Annotated in this window: 18 protein-coding genes; 13 read left to right on the plus strand and 5 right to left on the minus strand. The window is 61.4% G+C overall.

Annotated features, from left to right (window positions below; genetic code table 11):
- The first annotated feature begins 179 nt into the window (after positions 1-179).
- From pntA to LA321_RS07630, 5 genes are all read left to right on the plus strand, one after another.
- On the plus strand, positions 180-1,706 hold the full coding sequence (gene pntA / locus LA321_RS07610; protein WP_042072521.1) for a Re/Si-specific NAD(P)(+) transhydrogenase subunit alpha: 1,527 nt from the start codon (positions 180-182) through the stop codon (positions 1,704-1,706).
- 11 nt (positions 1,707-1,717) lie between these two features.
- The gene (gene pntB / locus LA321_RS07615) at positions 1,718-3,202 is read left to right on the plus strand and encodes a Re/Si-specific NAD(P)(+) transhydrogenase subunit beta (protein WP_042025258.1); all 1,485 of its coding nucleotides are present in this window, start codon (positions 1,718-1,720) and stop codon (positions 3,200-3,202) included.
- A 423-nt stretch (positions 3,203-3,625) separates the two neighbouring features.
- Positions 3,626-4,924 (plus strand): L-cysteine desulfidase family protein, encoded by a 1,299-nt coding sequence (locus LA321_RS07620; RefSeq protein ID WP_042072625.1) that lies wholly within the window; start codon positions 3,626-3,628, stop codon positions 4,922-4,924.
- 137 nt (positions 4,925-5,061) lie between these two features.
- Positions 5,062-6,462: an L-cystine transporter gene (locus LA321_RS07625; protein WP_026455966.1), complete on the plus strand. Its 1,401-nt coding sequence runs from the start codon at positions 5,062-5,064 to the stop codon at positions 6,460-6,462.
- Between the two features lie 81 nt (positions 6,463-6,543).
- Complete coding sequence (locus LA321_RS07630; protein ID WP_042072519.1) at positions 6,544-7,872, plus strand: CoA-disulfide reductase; 1,329 nt, start codon at positions 6,544-6,546, stop codon at positions 7,870-7,872.
- 92 nt (positions 7,873-7,964) lie between these two features.
- Here the strand turns inward: LA321_RS07630 and LA321_RS07635 are convergent, their stop codons facing one another.
- Complete coding sequence (locus tag LA321_RS07635; protein WP_042025307.1) at positions 7,965-8,720, minus strand: outer membrane protein assembly factor BamD; 756 nt, start codon at positions 8,718-8,720, stop codon at positions 7,965-7,967.
- 117 nt (positions 8,721-8,837) lie between these two features.
- On the opposite strand from LA321_RS07635, the gene rluD reads away from it, so the two are divergent.
- The 3 genes from rluD (at position 8,838) to clpB (ending at position 13,417) form a co-directional block, all read left to right on the plus strand.
- A complete protein-coding gene (gene rluD, locus LA321_RS07640; RefSeq protein ID WP_042072517.1) occupies positions 8,838-9,818 on the plus strand; it encodes a 23S rRNA pseudouridine(1911/1915/1917) synthase RluD in 981 nt (326 codons plus the stop codon).
- A 118-nt stretch (positions 9,819-9,936) separates the two neighbouring features.
- Complete coding sequence (gene pgeF, locus LA321_RS07645) at positions 9,937-10,674, plus strand: peptidoglycan editing factor PgeF (protein ID WP_042072514.1); 738 nt, start codon at positions 9,937-9,939, stop codon at positions 10,672-10,674.
- Positions 10,675-10,843: 169 nt separating this feature from the next.
- Complete coding sequence (gene clpB / locus LA321_RS07650) at positions 10,844-13,417, plus strand: ATP-dependent chaperone ClpB (RefSeq protein ID WP_042072513.1); 2,574 nt, start codon at positions 10,844-10,846, stop codon at positions 13,415-13,417.
- Between the two features lie 408 nt (positions 13,418-13,825).
- Here the strand turns inward: clpB and asnA are convergent, their stop codons facing one another.
- The gene (asnA, locus tag LA321_RS07655; protein ID WP_042072512.1) at positions 13,826-14,818 is read right to left on the minus strand and encodes an aspartate--ammonia ligase; all 993 of its coding nucleotides are present in this window, start codon (positions 14,816-14,818) and stop codon (positions 13,826-13,828) included.
- A 155-nt stretch (positions 14,819-14,973) separates the two neighbouring features.
- Between asnA and asnC the strand changes: the two genes are divergently transcribed.
- Positions 14,974-15,435: a transcriptional regulator AsnC gene (gene asnC / locus LA321_RS07660; RefSeq protein WP_042025306.1), complete on the plus strand. Its 462-nt coding sequence runs from the start codon at positions 14,974-14,976 to the stop codon at positions 15,433-15,435.
- 112 nt (positions 15,436-15,547) lie between these two features.
- Here the strand turns inward: asnC and LA321_RS07665 are convergent, their stop codons facing one another.
- Complete coding sequence (locus LA321_RS07665) at positions 15,548-16,312, minus strand: substrate-binding periplasmic protein (protein ID WP_042072511.1); 765 nt, start codon at positions 16,310-16,312, stop codon at positions 15,548-15,550.
- A gap of 86 nt (positions 16,313-16,398) precedes the next feature.
- Between LA321_RS07665 and LA321_RS07670 the strand changes: the two genes are divergently transcribed.
- A complete protein-coding gene (locus tag LA321_RS07670) occupies positions 16,399-16,935 on the plus strand; it encodes a DUF2301 domain-containing membrane protein (RefSeq protein WP_042072510.1) in 537 nt (178 codons plus the stop codon).
- Between the two features lie 50 nt (positions 16,936-16,985).
- Here the strand turns inward: LA321_RS07670 and LA321_RS07675 are convergent, their stop codons facing one another.
- Positions 16,986-17,390, minus strand: coding sequence for a CBS domain-containing protein (locus LA321_RS07675; protein WP_042072623.1), 405 nt, complete (start codon positions 17,388-17,390; stop codon positions 16,986-16,988).
- Positions 17,391-17,538: 148 nt separating this feature from the next.
- Here LA321_RS07675 and LA321_RS07680 point away from each other — a divergent pair, with 148 nt between their 5' ends.
- Entirely contained in the window at positions 17,539-18,243 is a 705-nt protein-coding gene (locus tag LA321_RS07680) for an SDR family oxidoreductase (RefSeq protein ID WP_042072508.1), read from the plus strand.
- Here the strand turns inward: LA321_RS07680 and LA321_RS07685 are convergent.
- Entirely contained in the window at positions 18,169-18,726 is a 558-nt protein-coding gene (locus LA321_RS07685; protein ID WP_042072506.1) for a 2-amino-4-hydroxy-6-hydroxymethyldihydropteridine diphosphokinase, read from the minus strand. The genes LA321_RS07680 and LA321_RS07685 overlap by 75 nt on opposite strands.
- A gap of 123 nt (positions 18,727-18,849) precedes the next feature.
- Here LA321_RS07685 and cydH point away from each other — a divergent pair, with 123 nt between their 5' ends.
- Positions 18,850-18,942, plus strand: a complete 93-nt coding sequence (gene cydH, locus LA321_RS07690; RefSeq protein ID WP_124239460.1) for a cytochrome bd-I oxidase subunit CydH — start codon at positions 18,850-18,852, stop codon at positions 18,940-18,942.
- A 101-nt stretch (positions 18,943-19,043) separates the two neighbouring features.
- Entirely contained in the window at positions 19,044-20,444 is a 1,401-nt protein-coding gene (locus tag LA321_RS07695; RefSeq protein WP_042072622.1) for an ATP-binding protein, read from the plus strand.
- Positions 20,445-20,448: the final 4 nt, after the last annotated feature.

The raw sequence follows: 20,448 nt of genomic DNA on the forward strand, positions 1-20,448 counted from the left end.
AAATTTGATACTAATCACCTTCGCGCCTGAAAAGCGGGGGCCTGACCATGACAGGAGGTTGCGGTAAAGCCTACTGATTTTCATAACAAAGAGCCCTGGACCTGCACTTTGGTCCTGTCTTGTTTCGCCAGAAATGAGACACTGGGCAGCGATTGTTTATTAACCATCAGGGAATAGTCATGCAGATTGGAATACCGAGAGAGAGTCTCACCGGTGAAACCCGGGTCGCAGCGACCCCGGCTACCGTCGAGCAGCTGAAAAAGCTCGGCTTCGAGGTCGCCATCGAGTCTGGCGCAGGCCAGTTGGCCAGCTTCGATGATGCTGCCTTCGAGGCGGCCGGTGCCAGCGTGGTGCCGAATGTCTGGCAAGCCGACCTTATCTTCAAGGTCAACGCGCCGACCGATGCCGAGATCGCACAAATTAAGGATGGTGCCACTCTGGTGAGCTTCATCTGGCCTGCCCAGAACCCCGAGCTGGTCAAGAAGCTGTCCGAGCGCAACATCAATGTGATGGCGATGGATATGGTGCCGCGGATCTCCCGTGCCCAGTCTCTCGATGCCCTCTCCTCGATGGCCAACATCGGTGGCTATCGCGCCGTGGTGGAAGCCGCCCACGAGTTCGGCCGCTTCTTTACCGGTCAAATCACCGCTGCCGGTAAGGTCCCGCCCGCCAAGGTGCTGGTGATCGGTGCTGGTGTGGCCGGTCTGGCCGCCATCGGTACCGCCGGCTCCCTCGGCGCCATCGTGCGTGCATTCGACACCCGTCTGGAAGTGGCCGAGCAGATCGAATCCATGGGTGGGGAATTCCTCAAGCTGGACTTCGGTGGCGAGGATGGCTCCTCCAGCGATGGTTATGCCAAGGTGATGAGCGAAGAGTTCATCAAGGCCGAGATGGAGCTGTTCGCCCAGCAGGCCAAAGAGGTGGACATCATCATCACCACCGCCCTGATCCCGGGCAAGCCAGCACCCAAGCTGATCACCAAAGAGATGGTCGACAGCATGAAGCCGGGCTCGGTGATCGTGGACATGGCCGCCCAGGCCGGTGGCAACTGCGAATACACTGTGCCGGGCCAGCTGCACGTCACCGATCGTGGCGTCAAGGTGATCGGCTATACCGATCTGCCGGGTCGTCTGCCTGCCCAATCCTCCCAGCTTTACGGTACCAACCTGGTCAACCTGATGAAGCTGATGTGCAAGGAGAAGGACGGCAACGTCGCCATCAACTTCGAAGACGTGGTGCAGCGCAACATGACGGTGATCCAGGCCGGTGAAGTGACCTTCCCGCCGCCCGCCATCTCCGTCTCTGCCGCCCCGCAGAAGCCGGCTGCCGCCAAACCGGCTGCCAAGAAAGAAGAGGCCAAGCCCTCCAACAAGAAATTTGTCTGGGGTGCCTTGGGCATCGCCGCCTTCGGCTGGGTAGCTGCCGTGGCGCCGGCCGCGTTCCTCTCTCACTTCACCGTGTTCGTTCTGGCCTGCGTGGTCGGTTACTACGTGGTGTGGAACGTCTCTCACGCCCTGCACACGCCGCTGATGTCGGTCACTAATGCCATCTCCGGCATTATCGTGGTCGGTGCCCTGCTGCAGATCGGGCAAGGGTCGACCCTGGTCACCGCGCTGGCGTTTATTGCCGTGCTGATTGCCAGTATCAACATCTTCGGCGGCTTCACCGTCACTCAGCGCATGCTGAAGATGTTCCGTAAGGATTAAGGGGGTTTAACGTGTCTCAAGGACTGGTAACAGCATCCTATATCGTTGCCGCCGTGCTCTTCATCCTCAGTCTCGCGGGACTGTCGAAGCAAGAGACGGCCAAGCATGGCAACCTGTTCGGTATCGCGGGTATGGCCATCGCCCTGCTCGCCACCGTGTTCAACCCGGAAACCAGTGGTGTCCACTGGATCATTCTGGCCATGGTGATCGGCGGCGCCATCGGCGTGCGTCTGGCACTCAAGGTCGAGATGACCGAGATGCCCGAGCTGGTAGCCGTGCTGCACAGCTTCGTGGGTATGGCGGCCGTGCTGGTGGGCTTCAACAGCTTCATCGATCTGCACCCGTCGGCTCCGGCCGAGGTGGTGGTGCCCATCACCTCCAACCTGGATGCCACCCTGGCGGCCGCCCGTGCGGCGTTCGAACAGGCGGCCAGCGTGGCCCAAGTCGAACACCTGACCGGCGCCATGCTGAACATCCACCTGGTTGAAGTGTTCCTGGGCGTCTTCATCGGTGCGGTGACCTTCACCGGCTCCGTGGTGGCGTTCGGCAAGCTGCGTGGTCTCATCTCCTCCAAGCCGCTGATGCTGCCGCATCGCCACAAGCTGAACCTGCTGGCCGTGGTGGTCTCTGTGCTGCTGATGATCTACTTCGTCAACGCGGGTGGCTCCACCTTCGCCCTGCTGGTGATGACCCTGATCGCGTTTGCCTTCGGCTGGCACCTGGTTGCCTCCATCGGCGGCGCCGACATGCCGGTGGTGGTCTCCATGCTGAACTCCTACTCCGGTTGGGCGGCGGCGGCGGCGGGCTTCATGCTCTCCAATGACCTGCTGATCGTCACCGGTGCCCTGGTGGGTTCCTCCGGTGCCATCCTGTCCTACATCATGTGTAAAGCGATGAACCGCTCCTTCATCTCCGTGATCGCCGGTGGCTTCGGCTCCGACGGCGTTGCCTCCAGCGGCGACCAGGAGATGGGCGAGTACCGCGAGACCAGCGCCGAAGACGTGGCCGAGCTGCTCAAGAGCTCCAGCTCCGTCATCATCACCCCGGGCTACGGTATGGCGGTGGCGCAGGCCCAGTATCCGGTGGCCGAGATCACCCAGAAGCTGCGTGACCGCGGCGTCAAGGTGCGCTTTGGTATCCACCCGGTGGCCGGTCGTCTGCCGGGTCACATGAACGTGCTGCTGGCGGAAGCCAAGGTCCCGTACGACATCGTGCTGGAAATGGACGAGATCAACGAAGACTTCAGCGATACCGATACCGTACTGGTGATCGGTGCCAACGACACCGTCAACCCGGCCGCCATGGAAGATCCGGGCAGCCCCATCGCCGGCATGCCGGTGCTGGAAGTGTGGAAGGCGCAGAATGTCATCGGCTTCAAGCGTTCCATGAATACCGGTTATGCCGGTGTGCAGAACCCGCTGTTCTTCAAGGAGAACACCCAGATGCTGTTCGGCGATGCCAAGGCCAGCGTCGAGGCTATCCTGAAAGCACTGTAAGTGCCTGTCAGAAAACGAATAAAAGGAGGCTTCGGCCTCCTTTTTTATTGCCGGTAGCAATCCGAACACCCTGTACGTGAGCGAATTTTTATGCTGAGTTTTAAGTTATTTGTAGAGTGAAATGTGTAATGCTTCACATTTTGTCGCACTTTATACAAAGGCGGGCATAATGGCGTGCAAAAAGGGGATGTGGCTCAACATTAGTTGAATGCATTGGGCGTAAAGTCAACTTTGGTTGACTAGGCTGGGCTGACCCGGATGGCGTATGCCATGGTCGCTGCCACCACCAGGGGACGAACGTTAATCCGCATTCCGGCCAGGCAGGTCAAGAGATCACCTGACTTCAGCAACCATACTCTTTATCAGGCTCGCCGCATGGCGGTGGCCACGAACAATCGAGATTGCCCCGCGGGCACCACGAAGATGAGACATACAGCAATGAACGCACAATGGACCGACTTTATTACCCTGCTCAAGCGTGAAGTGGTGCCGGCTCTGGGCTGCACCGAACCCATGTCGGTGGCGCTGGCAGCTGCCAACTGCCGCAAGCTGCTGGGGCAGGTGCCGACCCGCGTCAACGTCTGGGTCAGCGGCAACCTGTTCAAGAACGGCATGGGGGTCGGGGTACCCGGCACCGGCATGATAGGCCTGCCTGTCGCGGCGGCCGTCGGCATCACGGGTGGCAATCCGGATGCCGGACTGGAGGTGCTCAAGGGGCTTACTACCGAGCAGGTCGAGGCGGCCAAGGGGCTGCTGCCGACCATCAAGGTGGATGTGAAGGATGTGCCTGACGTCCTCTACGCCGAGGTGCTGGCGGAAGTGGACGGCCACAGCGCCCGGGTGGTGATCTGCACCGATCACACCCGCATCATCCTGATGGAGAAGGATGGCGAGGTGCTGATGGCGCAAGACAGTGCTCCGGGCGTGCAGATCCAGCCCGCCAAGGCCGACAAGCCCACTATGAGCCTGCGCGAGATCGTCGACTTTGCCTTGCAGGTGCCCCTTGCCGATATCGACTTCATCCGCGAGGCGGCCTCGATGAACCAGGCCCTGGCGGACGAAGGGTTGCAGGGCTACGGCCTGCGCATCGGCAAGATCCTCACCGAGCAGGTGGAGCGCAAGCTGCTCTCCGACGATCTGATGACGCTGGCCATGCGCCTCTCTTCCGCCGCCTCCGATGCGCGGATGGATGGCGCCATGCTGCCCGCCATGTCCAACTCGGGCTCTGGCAACCAGGGCATCGCCGCCACCATGCCGGTGGTTGCCGCCGCCCGCTTCCTCAATGCGAGCGACGAGCAGCTCACACGCGCCCTGGTGATGAGCCATCTGGTGGCCATTTACATCAAGACCTATCAGAACAAGCTGTCAGCCCTGTGCGCCGCCAGCACCGCCGCCATGGGGTCGGGGGCTGCCATCACCTGGCTGCTGGGCGGCCAGTTCGAGCAGATCAGCCACTGCATCAACAACATGATTGGCGATGTCTCCGGCATCATCTGTGACGGCGCCGGCAGCGCCTGCTCCATGAAGGTTTCCACTTCCACCTCGGCGGCAGTGAAGTCGTCGCTGATGGCCATCAACAACCTGCGAGTTCCCCAGAGCGAGGGGATCGTCTCTGATGATGTGGATCAGACCATAGCCAACCTGGGGCAGCTCTCCAGACAGGGGATGCTGGATACGGATATCGAAATCATCAACATCATGCGCGCCAAGCAGAAGTCATAAGTTTGCGAACAAAGGGGGCAGCAAGACCCTCTTGTTCATGTCATGACGGTTACGCCGTCTGACCTCAAGGTTGCCAGGGCAGGCATGAGGCCTGCTCTCGTTTCTCGGGCACGGCCCGCTTTTTGGGGAGTCATCACATGACACTTAGCGTTATCGGCAATCTGGCCATTGCGGCCCTCTTGCTGCTCTTCCTCTACCGGTTGCAGCAAAAACACGTGAGCTTCACTCGCCGGGTCTTCGCGGGCCTGGGGCTCGGTATCCTGTTCGGGGCGGCCCTGCAACTGCTCTACGGCACGGGGTCGGGAGTGATTACCCAGACCATCGACTATCTGGATATCGTCGGCAGCGGCTATGTGAAGCTGCTGCAGATGATCATCATTCCGCTCATCATGGTCTCCATCATCAGCGCCATCCTCAAGCTCAATGGCGGCACCGCCCTTGGCAAGATCAGCGCCATGACCATAGGAGTGCTGATCTTCACCACCATGATCGCCGCCGGGGCGGGCATCCTGATGTCCAACCTGTTCGGTCTGACCGCCGAAGGGCTGACCGCCGGGGCCGCCGAGAGCGCCCGTGGTGCTGCGTTGCAGACCACCCTGGGCTCGGTTGAAAGCATGTCGTTTGCCAAGATGGTGCTGGAGTTTATCCCGGCCAACCCCTTCCTCGACATGACGGGGGCGCGCAAGACCTCCACCATCGCCGTGGTGATCTTCTCCATCTTCATCGGCCTGTCGGCCACCGGCATCGCCCGCAAGAAACCGGAGATCTTCGAGAGCTTCAGCCACTTCATCGCCGTGGCTCACGCCATCGTGATGCGCATGGTGACCCTGGTACTGCGTCTGACCCCGTTTGGCGTGCTGGCCCTGATGACCAAGGTGGTGTCCGGCTCCAACTATGCCGACATCCTGAACCTGCTCAACTTCGTGCTCGCCTCCTACGGCGCCATCGCCATCATGTTCGCCGTGCACCTGCTGCTGGTGAGCCTGGTCGGCATCAACCCGATGCGCTACCTGAAGAAGATCACCCCGGTGCTGGCGTTTGCCTTCACCTCGCGCACCAGTGCGGGCTCCATCCCGATGAACGTGCAGACCCAGACCAAGTCGCTGGGTATTCCGGAGGGGATCGCCAACTTTGCCGCCTCCTTCGGTTCCACCATCGGTCAGAACGGCTGCGCCGGCATCTACCCGGCCATGCTGGCGGTGATGATAGCGCCGACCGTGGGGATTGACCCCCTGGATCCCGGTTTCATCATGACGCTCATCGCCATCATTACCGTCAGCTCCTTCGGGGTAGCGGGGATCGGCGGCGGCGCCACCTTCGCCGCGCTGATCGTGCTCTCCGCCCTGGATTTCCCGGTCGCGCTGGCGGGCTTGCTCATCTCCATCGAGCCGCTGATCGACATGGGCCGCACCGCCCTCAACGTCTCCGGCTCCATCACCGCCGGGACCATCACCAGTCGCGTGCTGGGGCAGACCGACATGGCGGTGTTCAATAGCGACCATGAAGTGAGCCTGGACGGCGAAGAGTCCACCATCTGATCCGCCGCGGGGGAGGGGAAGCCTTCCCGCCATCCATCACAGGGAGGGTTCGCCCTCCCTGCGTCATTGCGAGGAAATAGCATGAGAATCCTGATCATCGGTGGTGAAGCCGCCGGTATGAGCGCGGCGGCCAAGGCTCGCCGCCTGGCAAAGGATGCCGAAATCGTCGTCTACGAGGCCTCCGAGGTGATCTCCTTCGGCGCCTGCGGCCTGCCCTACTTCGTGGGGGACGAGTTCCAGGAGCCGGGCTACATGGCCGAATTCACTCCGGCGCAGTTCGCTGCCAAGGGGATCGAGGTCAAGACCGGCCACCGGGTGCTGAGCGTCGATGCTGCAACCCAGACCCTGCTGGTGGAGCACAAGGGCGACACCTTCAGCGACCGTTACGATCGCCTGATGATCGCCACCGGTGCTCGCGAGGTGATGCCTCCCATTTCCGGTCTGCAGCAGCAAGGTGTATTCAGCCTGCGCCGGATGGCCGACGGGCTGGCGCTCAAGGCCGCCGTGCAGGACAAGGCCAACACCCGTGCCCTGGTGATCGGATCCGGCTTTATCGGGCTAGAGGTGGTCGAGGCGCTGGTCCATCAGGGCAAGGAAGTGCGTCTCATCGAGCTGGCCGAGCGGGTTATCCCGGAGGCATTTGATGAGGATATCACTCGGCATATCGAAACCGAGCTGCGCGAACAGGGGGTCTCCCTCCATCTCGGCGAGCGGGTAGAAGCCCTGCTGGGAGAGGGCCGGGTGACCGGTGTGCGCACCAGCCATGGCGAGTACGAGGCCGATATCGTGGTGGTCTGCACCGGGGTCAAGCCCAACACCGAGTTTCTGGCCGACACCGGCATCGCGCGTCTGGGGAATGGCGCCATCGAGGTGAATCGCCAGGGCCGTACCTCGCTGCCAAACGTCTGGGCCGCCGGTGACTGCGCCAGCGTCTGGCACAGCGTGAAACAGCAGCAGGTCTATGTGCCACTTGCCACCATCGCCAACAAGCTGGGCCGCATGGTAGGCGAGAACCTGGCGGGCGCCGAGCAGGCTTTCCCGGGCACCCTGGGCTCGGCCGCGCTTCAGGTGCTGGGACTGGAGGCGGGGCGTACCGGTCTCTCCGAGAAAGAGGCGCAGCAGCTTGGTATCGACTATCGCACCGTGGTGATCAAGGACAAGTGCCACACCAACTACTGCCCGGGCCAGTCCGACATCCACGTCAAGCTGGTCTATGAAGCGGGCAGCAAGCGGCTGCTGGGTGGCCAGATCCTGGGTCGCAAGGGGGCTGTGCACCGCATTGACGCCCTGGCGGTCGCCATCACCATGGGGGTCACCACGGAGCAGCTTGGCATGCTCGACTTTGCCTACGCGCCGCCCTTCTCCCGTACCTGGGATGTGCTCAACGTGGCGGGCAATGTCGCCAAGTAAGGCTTGTCTTTCTGGCAGGAAGACTCCTGGTGACCATCACCCATAAAAAAACCGGAGCCACTGGCTCCGGTTTTTCATTGGAAGTTTGCTGCTCAGCTGCGGCCGAGACGATTCTTCGGATAGTTTTCCGCCAGCACTTCCCGGGCATGTTTGGCCAGGGTAGGCATGTTCAGGGTGTCGTAGGCCTTGACCATGATCTCCAGTGCTTTTTCGGTTTCGGCGGTGTCGGGGTAGGTCTCGACGACCTGCTTGGCCCGGTTGGCGGCGGCTACCAGGGCATCGCGCTTCACATAGTACTCGGCGACGCTCAGGTCGTAGCGGGCCAGACGGTTCTTCAGACCGACCATGCGGGCACGGGCATCGGCGGCGTACTGGCTATTGGGGTAGTTCTGCAGCAGGGTCTTGAAGTCCTGGAATGCCTGACGGGCATAGGCCGGGTCCTTGTCGTCCCGGTCGATCCCGAACATATCCTGGAAGAAGTTGTAGTCCGCCGCCATGTTGGTCAGACCGCGCATATAGAAGACGTAATCGATATTCTTGTGCGCCGGATTCAGACGGATGAAGCGGTCGATATTGGCGATCGCCTGGGCGGTGTCATCCTGCTTGTAGTAGGCATAGATGAGGTCGAGCTGCACCTGGTTGGAGTAGGCACCGAACGGATAGCGCGAGTCCAGCGCTTCCAGCAATTCGGTGGCCTGCACGTAGTTGCCCACGTCCAGTTTCAGCCGTGCTTTCTGGTACAGGGTCTCCGGCGGCTCGTCGGGTACCTTGGGTTTGGTGCTGGAACAGCCTGTGATCAAGGTAGCGACCAAGGCGAGCGACATCAGCAGGTGAGACTTCTTTCCCATCAACAACATCCGGTCCATTTCCACGAAATTGGCAAAGTATCCGTTATGCTTGGCTAAAAGAAAAGCTAGAATACCCGGATTATTTCGAATTAACACCCCCCGCTCAAGAGACCTTAAATGAGCCAGCATATTGAACTGACAGGCGAATTCCAGGATCACCAATTCGGGCAGCGACTCGATCAGGCCCTGGCTGAAATGTTTCCAGACTACTCCCGTACCCGTATCAAGGAGTGGATTTTACAGGACAGAGTGACCCTGGATGGTCAGGTTGCCAACACCCCGCGCGAGAAAATTCTGGCCGGGCAGAAGGTGCATGTGAATGTCGAACTGGCAGACGATACCCGCTTCGATGCGCAGGATATCGAGCTCAACATCGTCTATGAAGATGAACACATTCTGGTGATCGACAAGCCGGCCGGCCTGGTGGTTCATCCGGGGGCAGGCACGCCGGATGGCACCATCCTCAATGCCCTGCTGCACCGTTACCCCGGCATCGCCGAGGTGCCCCGTGCTGGCATCGTCCACCGTCTGGATAAAGACACCACAGGCCTGATGGTAGTGGCCAAGACGGTACCGGCCCAGACCCACCTGGTGGAGGCGCTGCAGGCGCGTCAGATCACCCGTGAATACGAGGCGATCGCCATCGGTCACATGACCGCCGGCGGCACCGTCGATGCGCCCATCGGCCGTCACCCGACCCAGCGTACCCATATGGCTGTGGTGCCCAATGGCCGCCCCTCCGTCACCCACTACCGGGTGCACGAGAAGTTCCGTGGCCACACCCGTCTGCGGCTGCGTCTGGAAACCGGTCGTACCCACCAGATCCGTGTGCACATGGCCCACATCAAGCACCCGCTGGTGGGCGATCCCGCCTATGGCGGTCGTCTGCGCCCATTGCGCAACGCCACCCCGGAACTGACCCAGGCACTGCGCAACTTCCACCGTCAGGCCCTGCACGCCACCATGTTGCAGCTGGCCCACCCCATCACCGGTGAGGTGATGCAATGGCACTCTCCCACGCCCCAGGACATGGTGGAGTTGATGGAAGTGCTGCGCGCCGACACCCTGGCCAACCCGGACGAGCTGGTCTGGAAATGATGCAGAGGGCGGGGACGGGCTGACGCCGGTTGTCGCGCCGCCTCCTGCCGAAACGGGGCCCCTTGACTTGTAGCCAGGGGCCCCGTTTCTATATGAATGAATGCAAAAGGAGCCACAGATGAAATGGATTGAACCCGACTGGCCGGCACCGGCTCATGTCCGGGCCCTCTCGACCACCCGGGACGGGGGCGTAAGTGAAGGGGTCTTCGCCGGTCTTAACCTGGGGGCCCATGTTGGCGATGAAATGGCACGGGTCGAGGCCAATCGGGCCCGCCTGCAACAGGAGGCCGGGATCCCCGGGCCACTGAACTGGCTCAATCAGGTGCATGGTACCGCCGTTCATCCGGTCAGCCATCAGTATGAGAGTGCGCCAGATGCTGACGCCGCCTGTGCCCATGAGGCGGGGCTGGCCTGTATCGTGATGACAGCCGACTGCCTGCCGGTGCTGTTCTGCGATCGGGCCGGCACCCGGGTGGCCGCCGTCCATGCCGGCTGGCGCGGACTGCATGCTGGTGTGCTGGAGGCGAGCATCAATGCCATGGGCTGCGAGCCTGCCGAGATCCTGGCCTGGCTCGGCCCGGCCATCGGCCCGCAAGCGTTCGAGGTAGGCGGCGAAGTGCGCGAGGCCTTTATGGCGGAACAGGCCGAGGCGGTGGCGGCCTTCGTGCCCTCCGTCAACGAGGGAAAATGGTTGGCGGATATCTACCAGCTGGCCCGGCTTCGCCTCGCCCGTGCCGGCGTGACCGCCGTCTATGGCGGTGACTACTGCACCTTCAGCGATGGGGAGCAATTCTACTCCTACCGTCGTGACGGCCAGACCGGCCGCATGGCCTCGATTATCTGGCTCGCCGAGTAAAGCTTCACCGGCTCCCTCCTCATGAGGGGGCCGGGATCTTGCCAATTCCTTGTTTGCAGAAAAAATAACCAGTCCTGCCCCTTGAAATAGCTCGTACGGGCCTCATCTTTCATCTCAGAAAGTTATGTTGTTTGCCGCGCACGCGGCGTCTGTTTGAAGGGGGAGTGCAATGCGCCTCGATCGCCTGACCAGCAAATTCCAGATTGCTATTTCCGATGCCCAGTCTCTGGCACTGGGTCGTGACCACCAATTTATCGAACCCGTCCATCTGATGTCTGCCCTGGTCAACCAGGATGGCGGTTCCATTCGTCCGCTGCTGACCCTGACCGGGATGGATATCAATGCCCTGCGCTCGCGCCTGGGTGAAGAGCTCGATCGCCTGCCCCGCGTCAGCGGTGTGGAAGGGGATGTGCAACTGTCCAATGGCCTCGGCCGGCTGCTCAATGTCTGTGACAAGCTGGCCCAGCAGCGCAAGGATCAGTTCATCTCGTCCGAACTCTTTGTGCTGGCGGCCCTCGACGAGAAGGGGACCCTCGGCGAGCTGCTGCGCGCCCAGGGGTTGACCAAGGAGAAACTGGAAGCCGCCATCGACAAGGTGCGCGGTGGCAAGAAGGTGGACGACGCCAACGCCGAGGAGAATCGCCAGGCGCTGGAGAAGTACACCATCGACCTCACCGAGCGGGCCGAGATCGGCAAGCTCGACCCGGTGATCGGCCGTGATGACGAAATTCGCCGCACCATTCAGGTGCTGCAGCGCCGCACCAAGAACAACCCCGTGCTGATCGGCGCCCCCGGCGTCGGCAAGACCGCCATCGTCGAGGGGCTGGCCCAGCGCATCATCAACGGCGAGGTGCCGGAGGGGCTCAAGAACAAGCGGGTGCTCTCCTTGGACATGGGGGCCCTGGTGGCCGGTGCCAAGTACCGCGGTGAGTTCGAGGAGCGGCTCAAGGCGGTGCTGAACGATCTGGCTAAGGAGGAGGGCAACGTCATCCTCTTCATCGACGAGCTGCACACCATGGTCGGTGCCGGCAAGGGCGAGGGGGCCATGGACGCGGGCAACATGCTGAAACCGGCGCTGGCGCGGGGCGAACTGCACTGCGTCGGGGCCACCACGCTCGATGAATATCGCCAGTTCATCGAGAAGGATGCCGCGTTGGAGCGCCGCTTCCAGAAGGTGCTGGTGGAAGAGCCGAGCGTGGAGGATACCATCGCCATCCTGCGCGGCCTGAAGGAGCGTTACGAGCTGCACCACCACGTGCAGATCACCGACCCCGCCATCGTGGCGGCGGCCCAGCTGTCGCACCGCTACATCGCGGATCGCCAGCTGCCGGACAAGGCCATCGACCTCATCGACGAGGCGGCGGCCAGCATCCGGCTGCAGATCGACTCCAAACCCGAGTCTCTCGATCGGCTCGAGCGGCGCATCATCCAGCTGAAACTCGAGCAGCAGGCGCTGATGAAGGAGGACGACGACGCCAGCCGCAAGCGGCTGGAGCTCATCAATCAGGAGATCGGCGAAAAGGATAGGGAATACAACGAGCTGGAAGAGGTGTGGAAGGCCGAGAAGGCCGCCCTCGCCGGCACCCAGCACATCAAGGCGGCGCTGGAGCAGGCCCGTCAGGATCTCGACGTGGCTCGCCGCGCAGGGGACTTGGGCCGCATGTCCGAGCTGCAGTACGGTCGCATCCCCGAGCTGGAGAAACAGCTCGATCTCGCCACCCAGGCGGAGATGCAGGAGACCAGCCTGCTGCGCAACCGGGTCACCGACGTGGAGATCGCAGACGTGCTGGCGCGCTGGACCGGCATTCCGGTCGCCCGCATGCTGGAAGGGGAGCGGGAGAAGCTGCTGCGGATGGAAGATCAGCTGCATAGCCGGGTGATCGGCCAGGAGGAGGCGGTGGACGCCGTCTCCAACGCCATCCGCCGCTCCCGCGCCGGGCTGTCTGACCCGAACCGTCCCATCGGCTCCTTCCTGTTCCTCGGCCCCACCGGGGTGGGCAAGACCGAGCTGTGCAAGGCGCTGGCCGAGTTCCTGTTCGATACCCAGGATGCCATGGTGCGGATCGACATGTCGGAGTTCATGGAGAAACACAGCGTGGCCCGTCTGGTAGGCGCGCCTCCGGGATACGTGGGTTACGAGGAGGGGGGTTATCTCACCGAGGCGGTGCGCCGTCGCCCCTATTCGGTGATCCTGCTGGATGAGGTGGAGAAGGCTCATCCGGATGTGTTCAACATCCTGCTGCAGGTGCTGGATGACGGCCGCCTGACCGACGGTCAGGGTCGCACCGTGGACTTCCGCAATACCGTGGTGATCATGACTTCCAACCTCGGCTCGGATCTTATCCAGGAGCACCACAGCGAGAAGGACTACGACGAGATGAAGGGCATGCTGATGGAGGTGTTGACCCGCAGCTTCCGTCCCGAGTTCATCAACCGGATCGACGAGACCGTGGTATTCCATCCCCTCGGCGAGGAGCACATCAAGTCCATCGCCCGCATCCAGCTCAAGAGCCTGATGGGCCGTCTGGAGGCCCAGGGTTACGAGGTGGAGGTGACCGAGGAGCTGCTGACCAAGCTGGTTCACGCCGGGTTCGACCCCGTCTACGGGGCGCGTCCCCTCAAGCGGGCGATCCAGCACAAGGTGGAGAACCCGCTGGCCCAGGCGCTGCTCTCCGGCCGCATCGTTCCGGGCAAGAAGCTGGTGCTTGGAGCCGACAGCAACGGCTTGACCATGAGTCAGTAACCTCTCCTTTGTCCGTGTTTACAACGCCAGCCCGAGGGCTGGCGTTGTCATATCCATGAAATGGAAATAAAAAAACGGCAATCCTAGGATTGCCGGGAGGAATGTATTCAATGCGACCTGACGTGGGTTGAGCGGGTCGCAGGGGCTAGCCCCGGTTTCGCAGAGGGACAGGATGGCCGCTCTGCTTACAGCCTGCCCGAGATGCGCTCTCTCATCCCGGATGACCACACACCTGTTGAACCTGAACCGTATCCCGCTATGCCGCAGCACAAGGTTCAGGTGAAATGACTCTGGCTTTACAGCATGCCCTGAACGGCAGCCTTCATCTCGGCCGGCCAGACGCCGGCCTGTGCCTGTGTGTCGATATGTACCTTGGCAATAGGACACGATGACTTGGTGATGACTGACTTAGAGCATGCCCTGCACGGCGGCTTTCATCTCGGCCGGCCAGACACCAACCTGCACCTGACCGATATGTTCCTTTTGCAGCAACAACATGGCCAGACGGGATTGGCCGATACCGCCGCCGATAGTCTGGGGCATGCGCTCTGCCAGCAGCTCCTGATGCCAGTCATACTGCAGGCGATCCTCGTCGCCAGTGATGGCGAGCTGACGGCGCAGCGCCTCTGCGTCTACCCGGATCCCCATGGAGGAGATCTCGAAGCTGTCTTGCAGCACCGGGTTCCACACCAGGATGTCGCCGTTCAGACCCGCCAGACCCAGCTCGCTGTGGCTGCTCCAGTCGTCGTAGTCCGGGGCGCGCACGTCGTGGCGCTCACCGTGGGACAGCGCCCCGCCGATGCCGATGAGGAAGACGGCCCCCAGCTCCTTGGCGATGGCGCGCTCGCGCCCCTTGGCGTCGAGGTCCGGGTAGCGGGTCAGCAGTTCCTCGCTGTGCAGGAACTGGATGTCGCTCGGCAGGAAGGGGGTCAGTTCGTGCTCGGCACAGACGGCGCGCTCGGTGGCCTTGATGGCGGCCCAGATACCGCGCACGGTTTCCTGCAGATAGGCCAGATCCCGACGCTCGCTCGGCATCACCTTCTCCCAGTCCCACTGATCCACATAGACGGAGTGGATGGGGCTGAGTCTGTCTTCGTCCGGGCGCAGGGCCTTCATGTGGGTGTAGATCCCTTCGCCGGGCGCGAAACCGAAGCGGCCCAGGGTCTGGCGCTTCCATTTAGCCAGGGAGTGCACCACCTCGTAGCTGTGCTCCGGCAGAGTCTTCACCTTGACCTGCACCGCATTCTCGCTGCCGGACAGGTTGTCCTGGGTACCGTCACCGACCCGGCTCAGGATGGGGGCTTGCACCTCCATCAGACCCAGCTGTTGGGCGAGTTGGCGGGAGAACATCTCCTTGACGAAGCTGATCTGCTGTTGGCTGCGAATGTAGTGCTGTTTCATTGCTGAATTCCTGTTTCAAACCCCGTTGGATGTGGTGATTCTTCAACAATCAGCAAGCTAAATTCAATATTCGATAATAAAAATAGGCTTTGTGTGTTTTTTTCTTCAAAATATTCCTGTTTTTAATGAACGATCGTCAACGGGAGTAGAAAAAAGTGCCGGAAAATTATCGGATCGATAATCTCGATCAGGCCATCCTCACCGCCCTGATGGACAATGCGCGGATCCCCTATGCCGAGTTGGCCAAGCAGCTGGCGGTCAGCCCGGGCACCATCCATGTGCGGGTGGAGAAGATGAAGCAGGCGGGGATCATCGAGGGTACCCGGGTGCAGGTGAACCCCAAGAAGCTCGGCTATGACGTCTGCTGCTTTATCGGGATCAACCTCAAGAGCGCCAAGGATTACCCGTCGGCCCTGGCCAAGCTGCAGGCGCTGGACGAGGTGGTGGAGGCCTACTACACCACGGGCCACTACAGCATCTTCATGAAGGTGATGACCCGCTCCATCGATGAGCTGCAGATCGTGCTGATCAACAAGATCCAGACCATTGACGAGATCCAGTCCACAGAAACGCTCATTTCGCTGCAAAACCCCATTCTGCGGGACGTGAAGCCTTGAGTCGGGTTACATGAGAGGGGCGTAGAGATCCCTCTTCCGTGCGAAACGCTGATTTCACGGCAAAACCGTATCCTGCGGGATGTGAAGCCCTGATGACGCTGGTTGGCCGGGATCAGGGCTCGATATAGGGGATACCGTACTTGTTGTAGAGGGCCTTGAGGCGGCCATCCCGCTTCATGTGCAGCAGTTCGCTATCATAGGCTGCCATCTGGGCAGGGGTCTGTGCGTCGGCGCGGGCGCGGGTCCAGGTATTGAAGTAGGGGCTGCTCTTGAGGGGCCTTGGCAGGTAATCCACCAGATCGCCGAGTTTCTCCTCATGGATCTGGGCGAAGGCGGTGACCAGCGGCATGGGGACGACATCGATGCGATTGGCGATCAGCTTGCGCAACTGCAACTGGTTCATGGTGACCTCCTGGAAGTGATAGGCTGGGTCTGCCATGGCTGCGGCCAGTTCGGGGGTATAGGAGAAGTCTTTGGTGACGCCGATGCGCCAGGGTTTGAGGTCGGCCAGGGTTTCATAACGGATCGTCAGCAGATCGCTCTTGCGCACAAAAAAGTGCCAGCTGTGGCGCAGGTGTGCCTGCTGCGGATAGAGCAGATAGCTCTCGCGCTCAGGCTTGTAGGAGTGGGTCATCACCACATCGCAGACACCGCTCTCGGCATTGCGGGTGAGACGGGCACCGGAGTCGGTCAGTTCTATCTTGATCGGGAGCCCAAGCTTGCCAAAGATGGCGGTCACTATGTCGATATCGAGCCCCTGCGGCTGCCCGGCGGCATTCATGAACTTGAGCGGGGCTTCCAGAGTGCCGCAGATCACCAGCTCTCTGGCGTTGAGCCAGAGCGGGAAGAGTAGCCACAGCAGGGGGATCACGCGCACACTATGCCTCCTGACCCCTCAGGAAGATGATGTTGGGGGCCTGCTCCCAGTATATTGGTTTATAAGGTGTAAAGAGGTGATCCCGCATGGCAAACCCTGAAATCGAAAGCCCGCTCGATGGTGTCGACAAGCTGACGGTGCTGCTCTACCGCATCGGCCTGAGTGGTGCCGCCCTGTTGCTGCTCGGGCGTGGGGCGTCGCTGCTGAGTGGTATCGAGGTCATCGCTCCTGCTCGCTGGTTGAGTCTGTTGGCGCTGACCAGTGCGCTGTGCAGTTTCTCCATCCATCTCTACGACAAGCGTATCCGTCTGATGCTGCAGGGTTTTGGCTGGGGGGCGCTGGCGTTCGCCGCGCTGGGGGCGCCGGATGCTCTGGTGCTGGGGGCGGCACTGGCCACCCTCTCAGGTTTGGCATTCAAGGAGCAGTTCTGCTTCGCCATCCCGGGGATCAGGTTGGTACCCGTGTTGTTGCCGCTGTTATGGTTGCTGGAGTGGGGTCGGCTGGAGTGGGCCGCTGCCCTGGCAGCGCTGGTCAGCGGGGCCTTGTTAACCCTGTTGGCGCTGGCCAAGTGGAGAATGCCCCTGCACTTCGACATCGGTGACAAGGGGCGTTACCAGATTTAGAAGGGATGGTTGGCGCAGCCACTGGAGTTGCGCCAACTTGCCGGCGGTCTTTAGGTCTGCTGGCAGACTTTGAGCTGCTGGTTGAGGGCCTGCATGACCTGGCGACGGCTGATGATGCCGATCACCTTGCCCTGCTGCAGCACGGGGTAGATCTTGGGTTTGGCTCCCGTCATCTGGCGTGCCAGCTCCAGTATACTCTCGTCTGGGCCCACCGAAAGCGGTGCCCGGTTCATCATGTCTTCCACCCGGGTTCGGGTATCGCAGTGGTAGCTGCCGGTGAGCAGGCTGGGAATGCAGTCTTGTTCCGACAGAAAGCCGATCAGCTGCTTCTCGTCGCCCAGCACCGGCAGGCCGCTCAGGCCCGAGTGATGCAGGCGATCGAGCGCTTCGGCCAGGCTCAGTCCGGCGGTGAGCGAATGGGTCAGGCGGCTCATATGATGGTGAACTTTCAGCATGGTGGTGGCTCCCTTGGTGTGCATGGGGGCTACTATGGCGGAGCCGTGGGGCGGTGCGCCAATGGCTTGTACCGCAGGGATTGATAGGCGGCGGAAATGGCTGCTGAAGCGGTGGGATTGCCGGGGCATTCATGGAAGAGGAGATCTTATGAGGGCATTGGTAACGGGCTGTGGTCGGCGACTCGGCTTCTATCTGTGCGAACAACTGGTGGCGGCGGGATGGCGGGTGACCGGCAATTATCGCAGCGAGCGGCCTGAACTGGCGCGGCTGCGCGAGCTCGGGGTCGAACTGGTGCGGGCGGACTTTGGCTGTGAGGAGGAGGTAGGCCGACTGATTGAGGTGCTGGCCACTCACCGCGATCTGGGGCTGGTGATCCACAACGCCTCGGCCTTCGAGCCCCAGACGGCAGATCCTGCCGCACAACTGGCCCAGTTCGAACAGTACTACCGGGTGCACATGGCGGCCCCCTTCCAGCTCAACCGGGCACTGGCCCCCCAGCTGGCGCGCAACGACAACGCCAGCATCATCCATATCACGGATATCTACATCCACGCCCCGCCCCCGCATTTTGCCAGCTATGTGGCCACCAAGGCGGGAGCCCATTCGCTCGCCATGAGTTTTGCCCGCGAACTGGCGCCGGCTGTGCGGGTCAATACCATAGAGCCCGGCCCCATCCTGTTTCTCGATGAGCATGACGATGCCTGGCGTCAGCAGGTGCTGGCCAGGACGCCGCTGGCCCGTGAAGGGGGGCTTGAGCCCATCTGGCAGGCGGTGCAACTACTGATGCAGAACAGTTACATGACGGGGGCCAGCATCAAGGTGGACGGGGGCCGTGCCCTGGCCACCCTGTGAGGCCAGCTGCAGGGTGACTGGGTGCAGGCCAATCTGCTGATTATGGCCGTGGCCCGCAGCCAGCGGGCTGCGTAGGGAGAGCGCCACCTTGGTGGCGTGCACCTCGCCGGTGCCATACCATTCGGCCAGCAGGGGGGCCAGGTAGCTGTCGACCCTGGCCGTCGCAAAATCAGCGATCGGGCTGCTGGCCAGGATATCGATATCGAGCGGCCGGTCATGCACCTTGCACAGGGGGTCATTGCGATCCCGTCCGTGGGCCACTTCAAGGGTGACAAACCACTGCTTGAGTACTGTGGTTTCCAGCCGGCTTTCAATGACAAACAGGCAGTTGAGAAAATCGTGGCGGGAGTACATGCCCACCGGTTTGGTCCGGATCACCGAGCTTAGCTGTAGCCAGCCAAACTGGGTGATCAGCTCGTCCAGCGCCTGGCCGACATGGCGCTGGGGCTCGAGATTGGATCCTATGCTGCACAGATAGAACATGCTCACCTTCCCTGGGTTGGGCTCATCTGAAATGTATACGCAGTTCACGGTTATCGTATTAACTATGACGTAACATGGATTTATCTATTGTGATCCGGCACTGATTGGCAGAAGGAGACTTGCATGAGTGTGGAACTGAAATGGGCACTGCTGACGGCTGCAGGCGCGCTGGCGATGATCCTGGTTATCTGTGTGGCCTCCGTCGGTCTGGCGTGAATCACGCTTTCGTTCGTAACATCAACCGGCCTTTGGGCCGGTTTTGTTTTTTGGGCTGTGCGGCTATGCTGGCGCACCGGTGAAAATGAAGAGAAGAGATGATGGCCAAGGTTCGCCCGCGTTCCCTGCTGCAGGTGGTGTTGATGGGATTTGTGCTGGTACTGATGCCGCTTGGCGGCATGATCTGGCATAACAGCAATGCCCTTTCCCACCTCAGCAAGCTGACCAGCGACGAGATGGAGCGGGCAGTCAAGGATACCCGCCGTGCCACCTTGCTGACGGCGCAGGCCATCGATATCGAGCGAACCCTGCGTCGTTATGTGGTGCTGGGGGATATCAGGAGCCTGGCCAGCTACCGACAGCAGCTGTCGAGTTACCGAGAGCTGCTGGCGGAGCATCGCCACTCCATCGCCGACAGCGATGTTTACGGCGGGCTTGAACAGGCGATCGAGTGGCTCGGTAGCCTGCAGGATATGACTCAGGCCAGGGCGGCGGTGGAGAACGACAAGCTCGTCCATTTCAATCAGCTCGGCCAGCAGCTCGAACAGGTTACCCGCAGCCGGGTTGATGAGCGGATGGATCGGGTCCGCCTTACCATCGCCGGGCTGACCCGTGAGATCTGGTGGGTGAGTGGTGTAGTGGCCGTGCTCAGCCTGCTGCTGGTGCTGATCTTCACCTACCTTATTATTCACCCGGTGCGACAGATTGAGTCGCGCATTCTGAGCCTGGGGGCCGGCGTCGAACCGGATGCGGAGCCGGTGGATGGGCCAGCCGAACTGGTCTTGCTGGGAGAGCGGATCGTCTGGTTGCACGGCAAGCTCAAGGAGCTGGAACAGCAGAAGTACCAGTTCCTGCGCCATGTTTCCCACGAGCTCAAGACGCCGCTGGCGGTGCTGCGGGAAGGATCGGATCTGCTCTGTGAACAGGTGGTTGGGCCGCTCACGCCGGATCAGCTGGAGATCTGCCAGATGCTGGACGAGAACAGCCGTCGCCTGCAGACCCTGATCGAGCGGCTGCTCGACTTCAACCGCCTCAGCCAGCAGGAGGTGTTCGAGCTGGAGCCGGTGCCGCTCAACCCCATTCTCGACAAGCTGGTCGCCGAATACCGGCTGGCATTGGAGTCCAAGCAGATCCGTGTACACTTGCCGACCGAGCCGGTGAGCCTGCTGGCCGAGCCCTATCGGCTGCAGTTGATCCTCGATAATCTGTTTTCCAATGCCGTCAGTTATGGTGCCAGTGGCGGCAATATCTGGATCCGCGCCGGCGAGGAGGCGCAGGGACACTGGCTGGTGGTCGCCAATGAGGGACCCGAGATCCCCGAGGCCGATCAGCAACGGATTTTTGAACCCTTCGAGCAGGGCAGCACGGTACGGCAAGGCATTCTGAAAGGCTCTGGCATGGGCCTCTCCATTGCCCGCGAGTCTGCCCACAGCTTGGGAGGGACGTTGGTTCTGGTGAAAGATGAACAGGCGGATGTCTGTTTCAGGTTGACGTTGAAATGAGGAC

The organism is Aeromonas enteropelogenes, from assembly GCF_020097295.1.
In the GTDB taxonomy this organism is placed as follows: Bacteria; Pseudomonadota; Gammaproteobacteria; order Enterobacterales; family Aeromonadaceae; genus Aeromonas; species Aeromonas enteropelogenes.

What these genes read in the sequence shown, in the direction of transcription:
- LA321_RS07685 (WP_042072506.1), bottom strand. Translation starts at nt 18,726, where the DNA reads ATGTTCTATCTGTGCAGCATAGGATCCAATCTCGAGCCCCAGCGCCAT.
- clpB (WP_042072513.1), top strand. Translation starts at nt 10,844, where the DNA reads ATGCGCCTCGATCGCCTGACCAGCAAATTCCAGATTGCTATTTCCGAT.
- LA321_RS07625 (WP_026455966.1), top strand. Translation starts at nt 5,062, where the DNA reads ATGACACTTAGCGTTATCGGCAATCTGGCCATTGCGGCCCTCTTGCTG.
- pntA (WP_042072521.1), top strand. Translation starts at nt 180, where the DNA reads ATGCAGATTGGAATACCGAGAGAGAGTCTCACCGGTGAAACCCGGGTC.
- LA321_RS07675 (WP_042072623.1), bottom strand. Translation starts at nt 17,390, where the DNA reads ATGCTGAAAGTTCACCATCATATGAGCCGCCTGACCCATTCGCTCACC.
- LA321_RS07680 (WP_042072508.1), top strand. Translation starts at nt 17,539, where the DNA reads ATGAGGGCATTGGTAACGGGCTGTGGTCGGCGACTCGGCTTCTATCTG.
- LA321_RS07670 (WP_042072510.1), top strand. Translation starts at nt 16,399, where the DNA reads ATGGCAAACCCTGAAATCGAAAGCCCGCTCGATGGTGTCGACAAGCTG.
- LA321_RS07620 (WP_042072625.1), top strand. Translation starts at nt 3,626, where the DNA reads ATGAGACATACAGCAATGAACGCACAATGGACCGACTTTATTACCCTG.
- LA321_RS07635 (WP_042025307.1), bottom strand. Translation starts at nt 8,720, where the DNA reads ATGGGAAAGAAGTCTCACCTGCTGATGTCGCTCGCCTTGGTCGCTACC.
- asnA (WP_042072512.1), bottom strand. Translation starts at nt 14,818, where the DNA reads ATGAAACAGCACTACATTCGCAGCCAACAGCAGATCAGCTTCGTCAAG.
- rluD (WP_042072517.1), top strand. Translation starts at nt 8,838, where the DNA reads ATGAGCCAGCATATTGAACTGACAGGCGAATTCCAGGATCACCAATTC.
- LA321_RS07630 (WP_042072519.1), top strand. Translation starts at nt 6,544, where the DNA reads ATGAGAATCCTGATCATCGGTGGTGAAGCCGCCGGTATGAGCGCGGCG.
- pgeF (WP_042072514.1), top strand. Translation starts at nt 9,937, where the DNA reads ATGAAATGGATTGAACCCGACTGGCCGGCACCGGCTCATGTCCGGGCC.
- LA321_RS07695 (WP_042072622.1), top strand. Translation starts at nt 19,044, where the DNA reads ATGGCCAAGGTTCGCCCGCGTTCCCTGCTGCAGGTGGTGTTGATGGGA.
- cydH (WP_124239460.1), top strand. Translation starts at nt 18,850, where the DNA reads ATGAGTGTGGAACTGAAATGGGCACTGCTGACGGCTGCAGGCGCGCTG.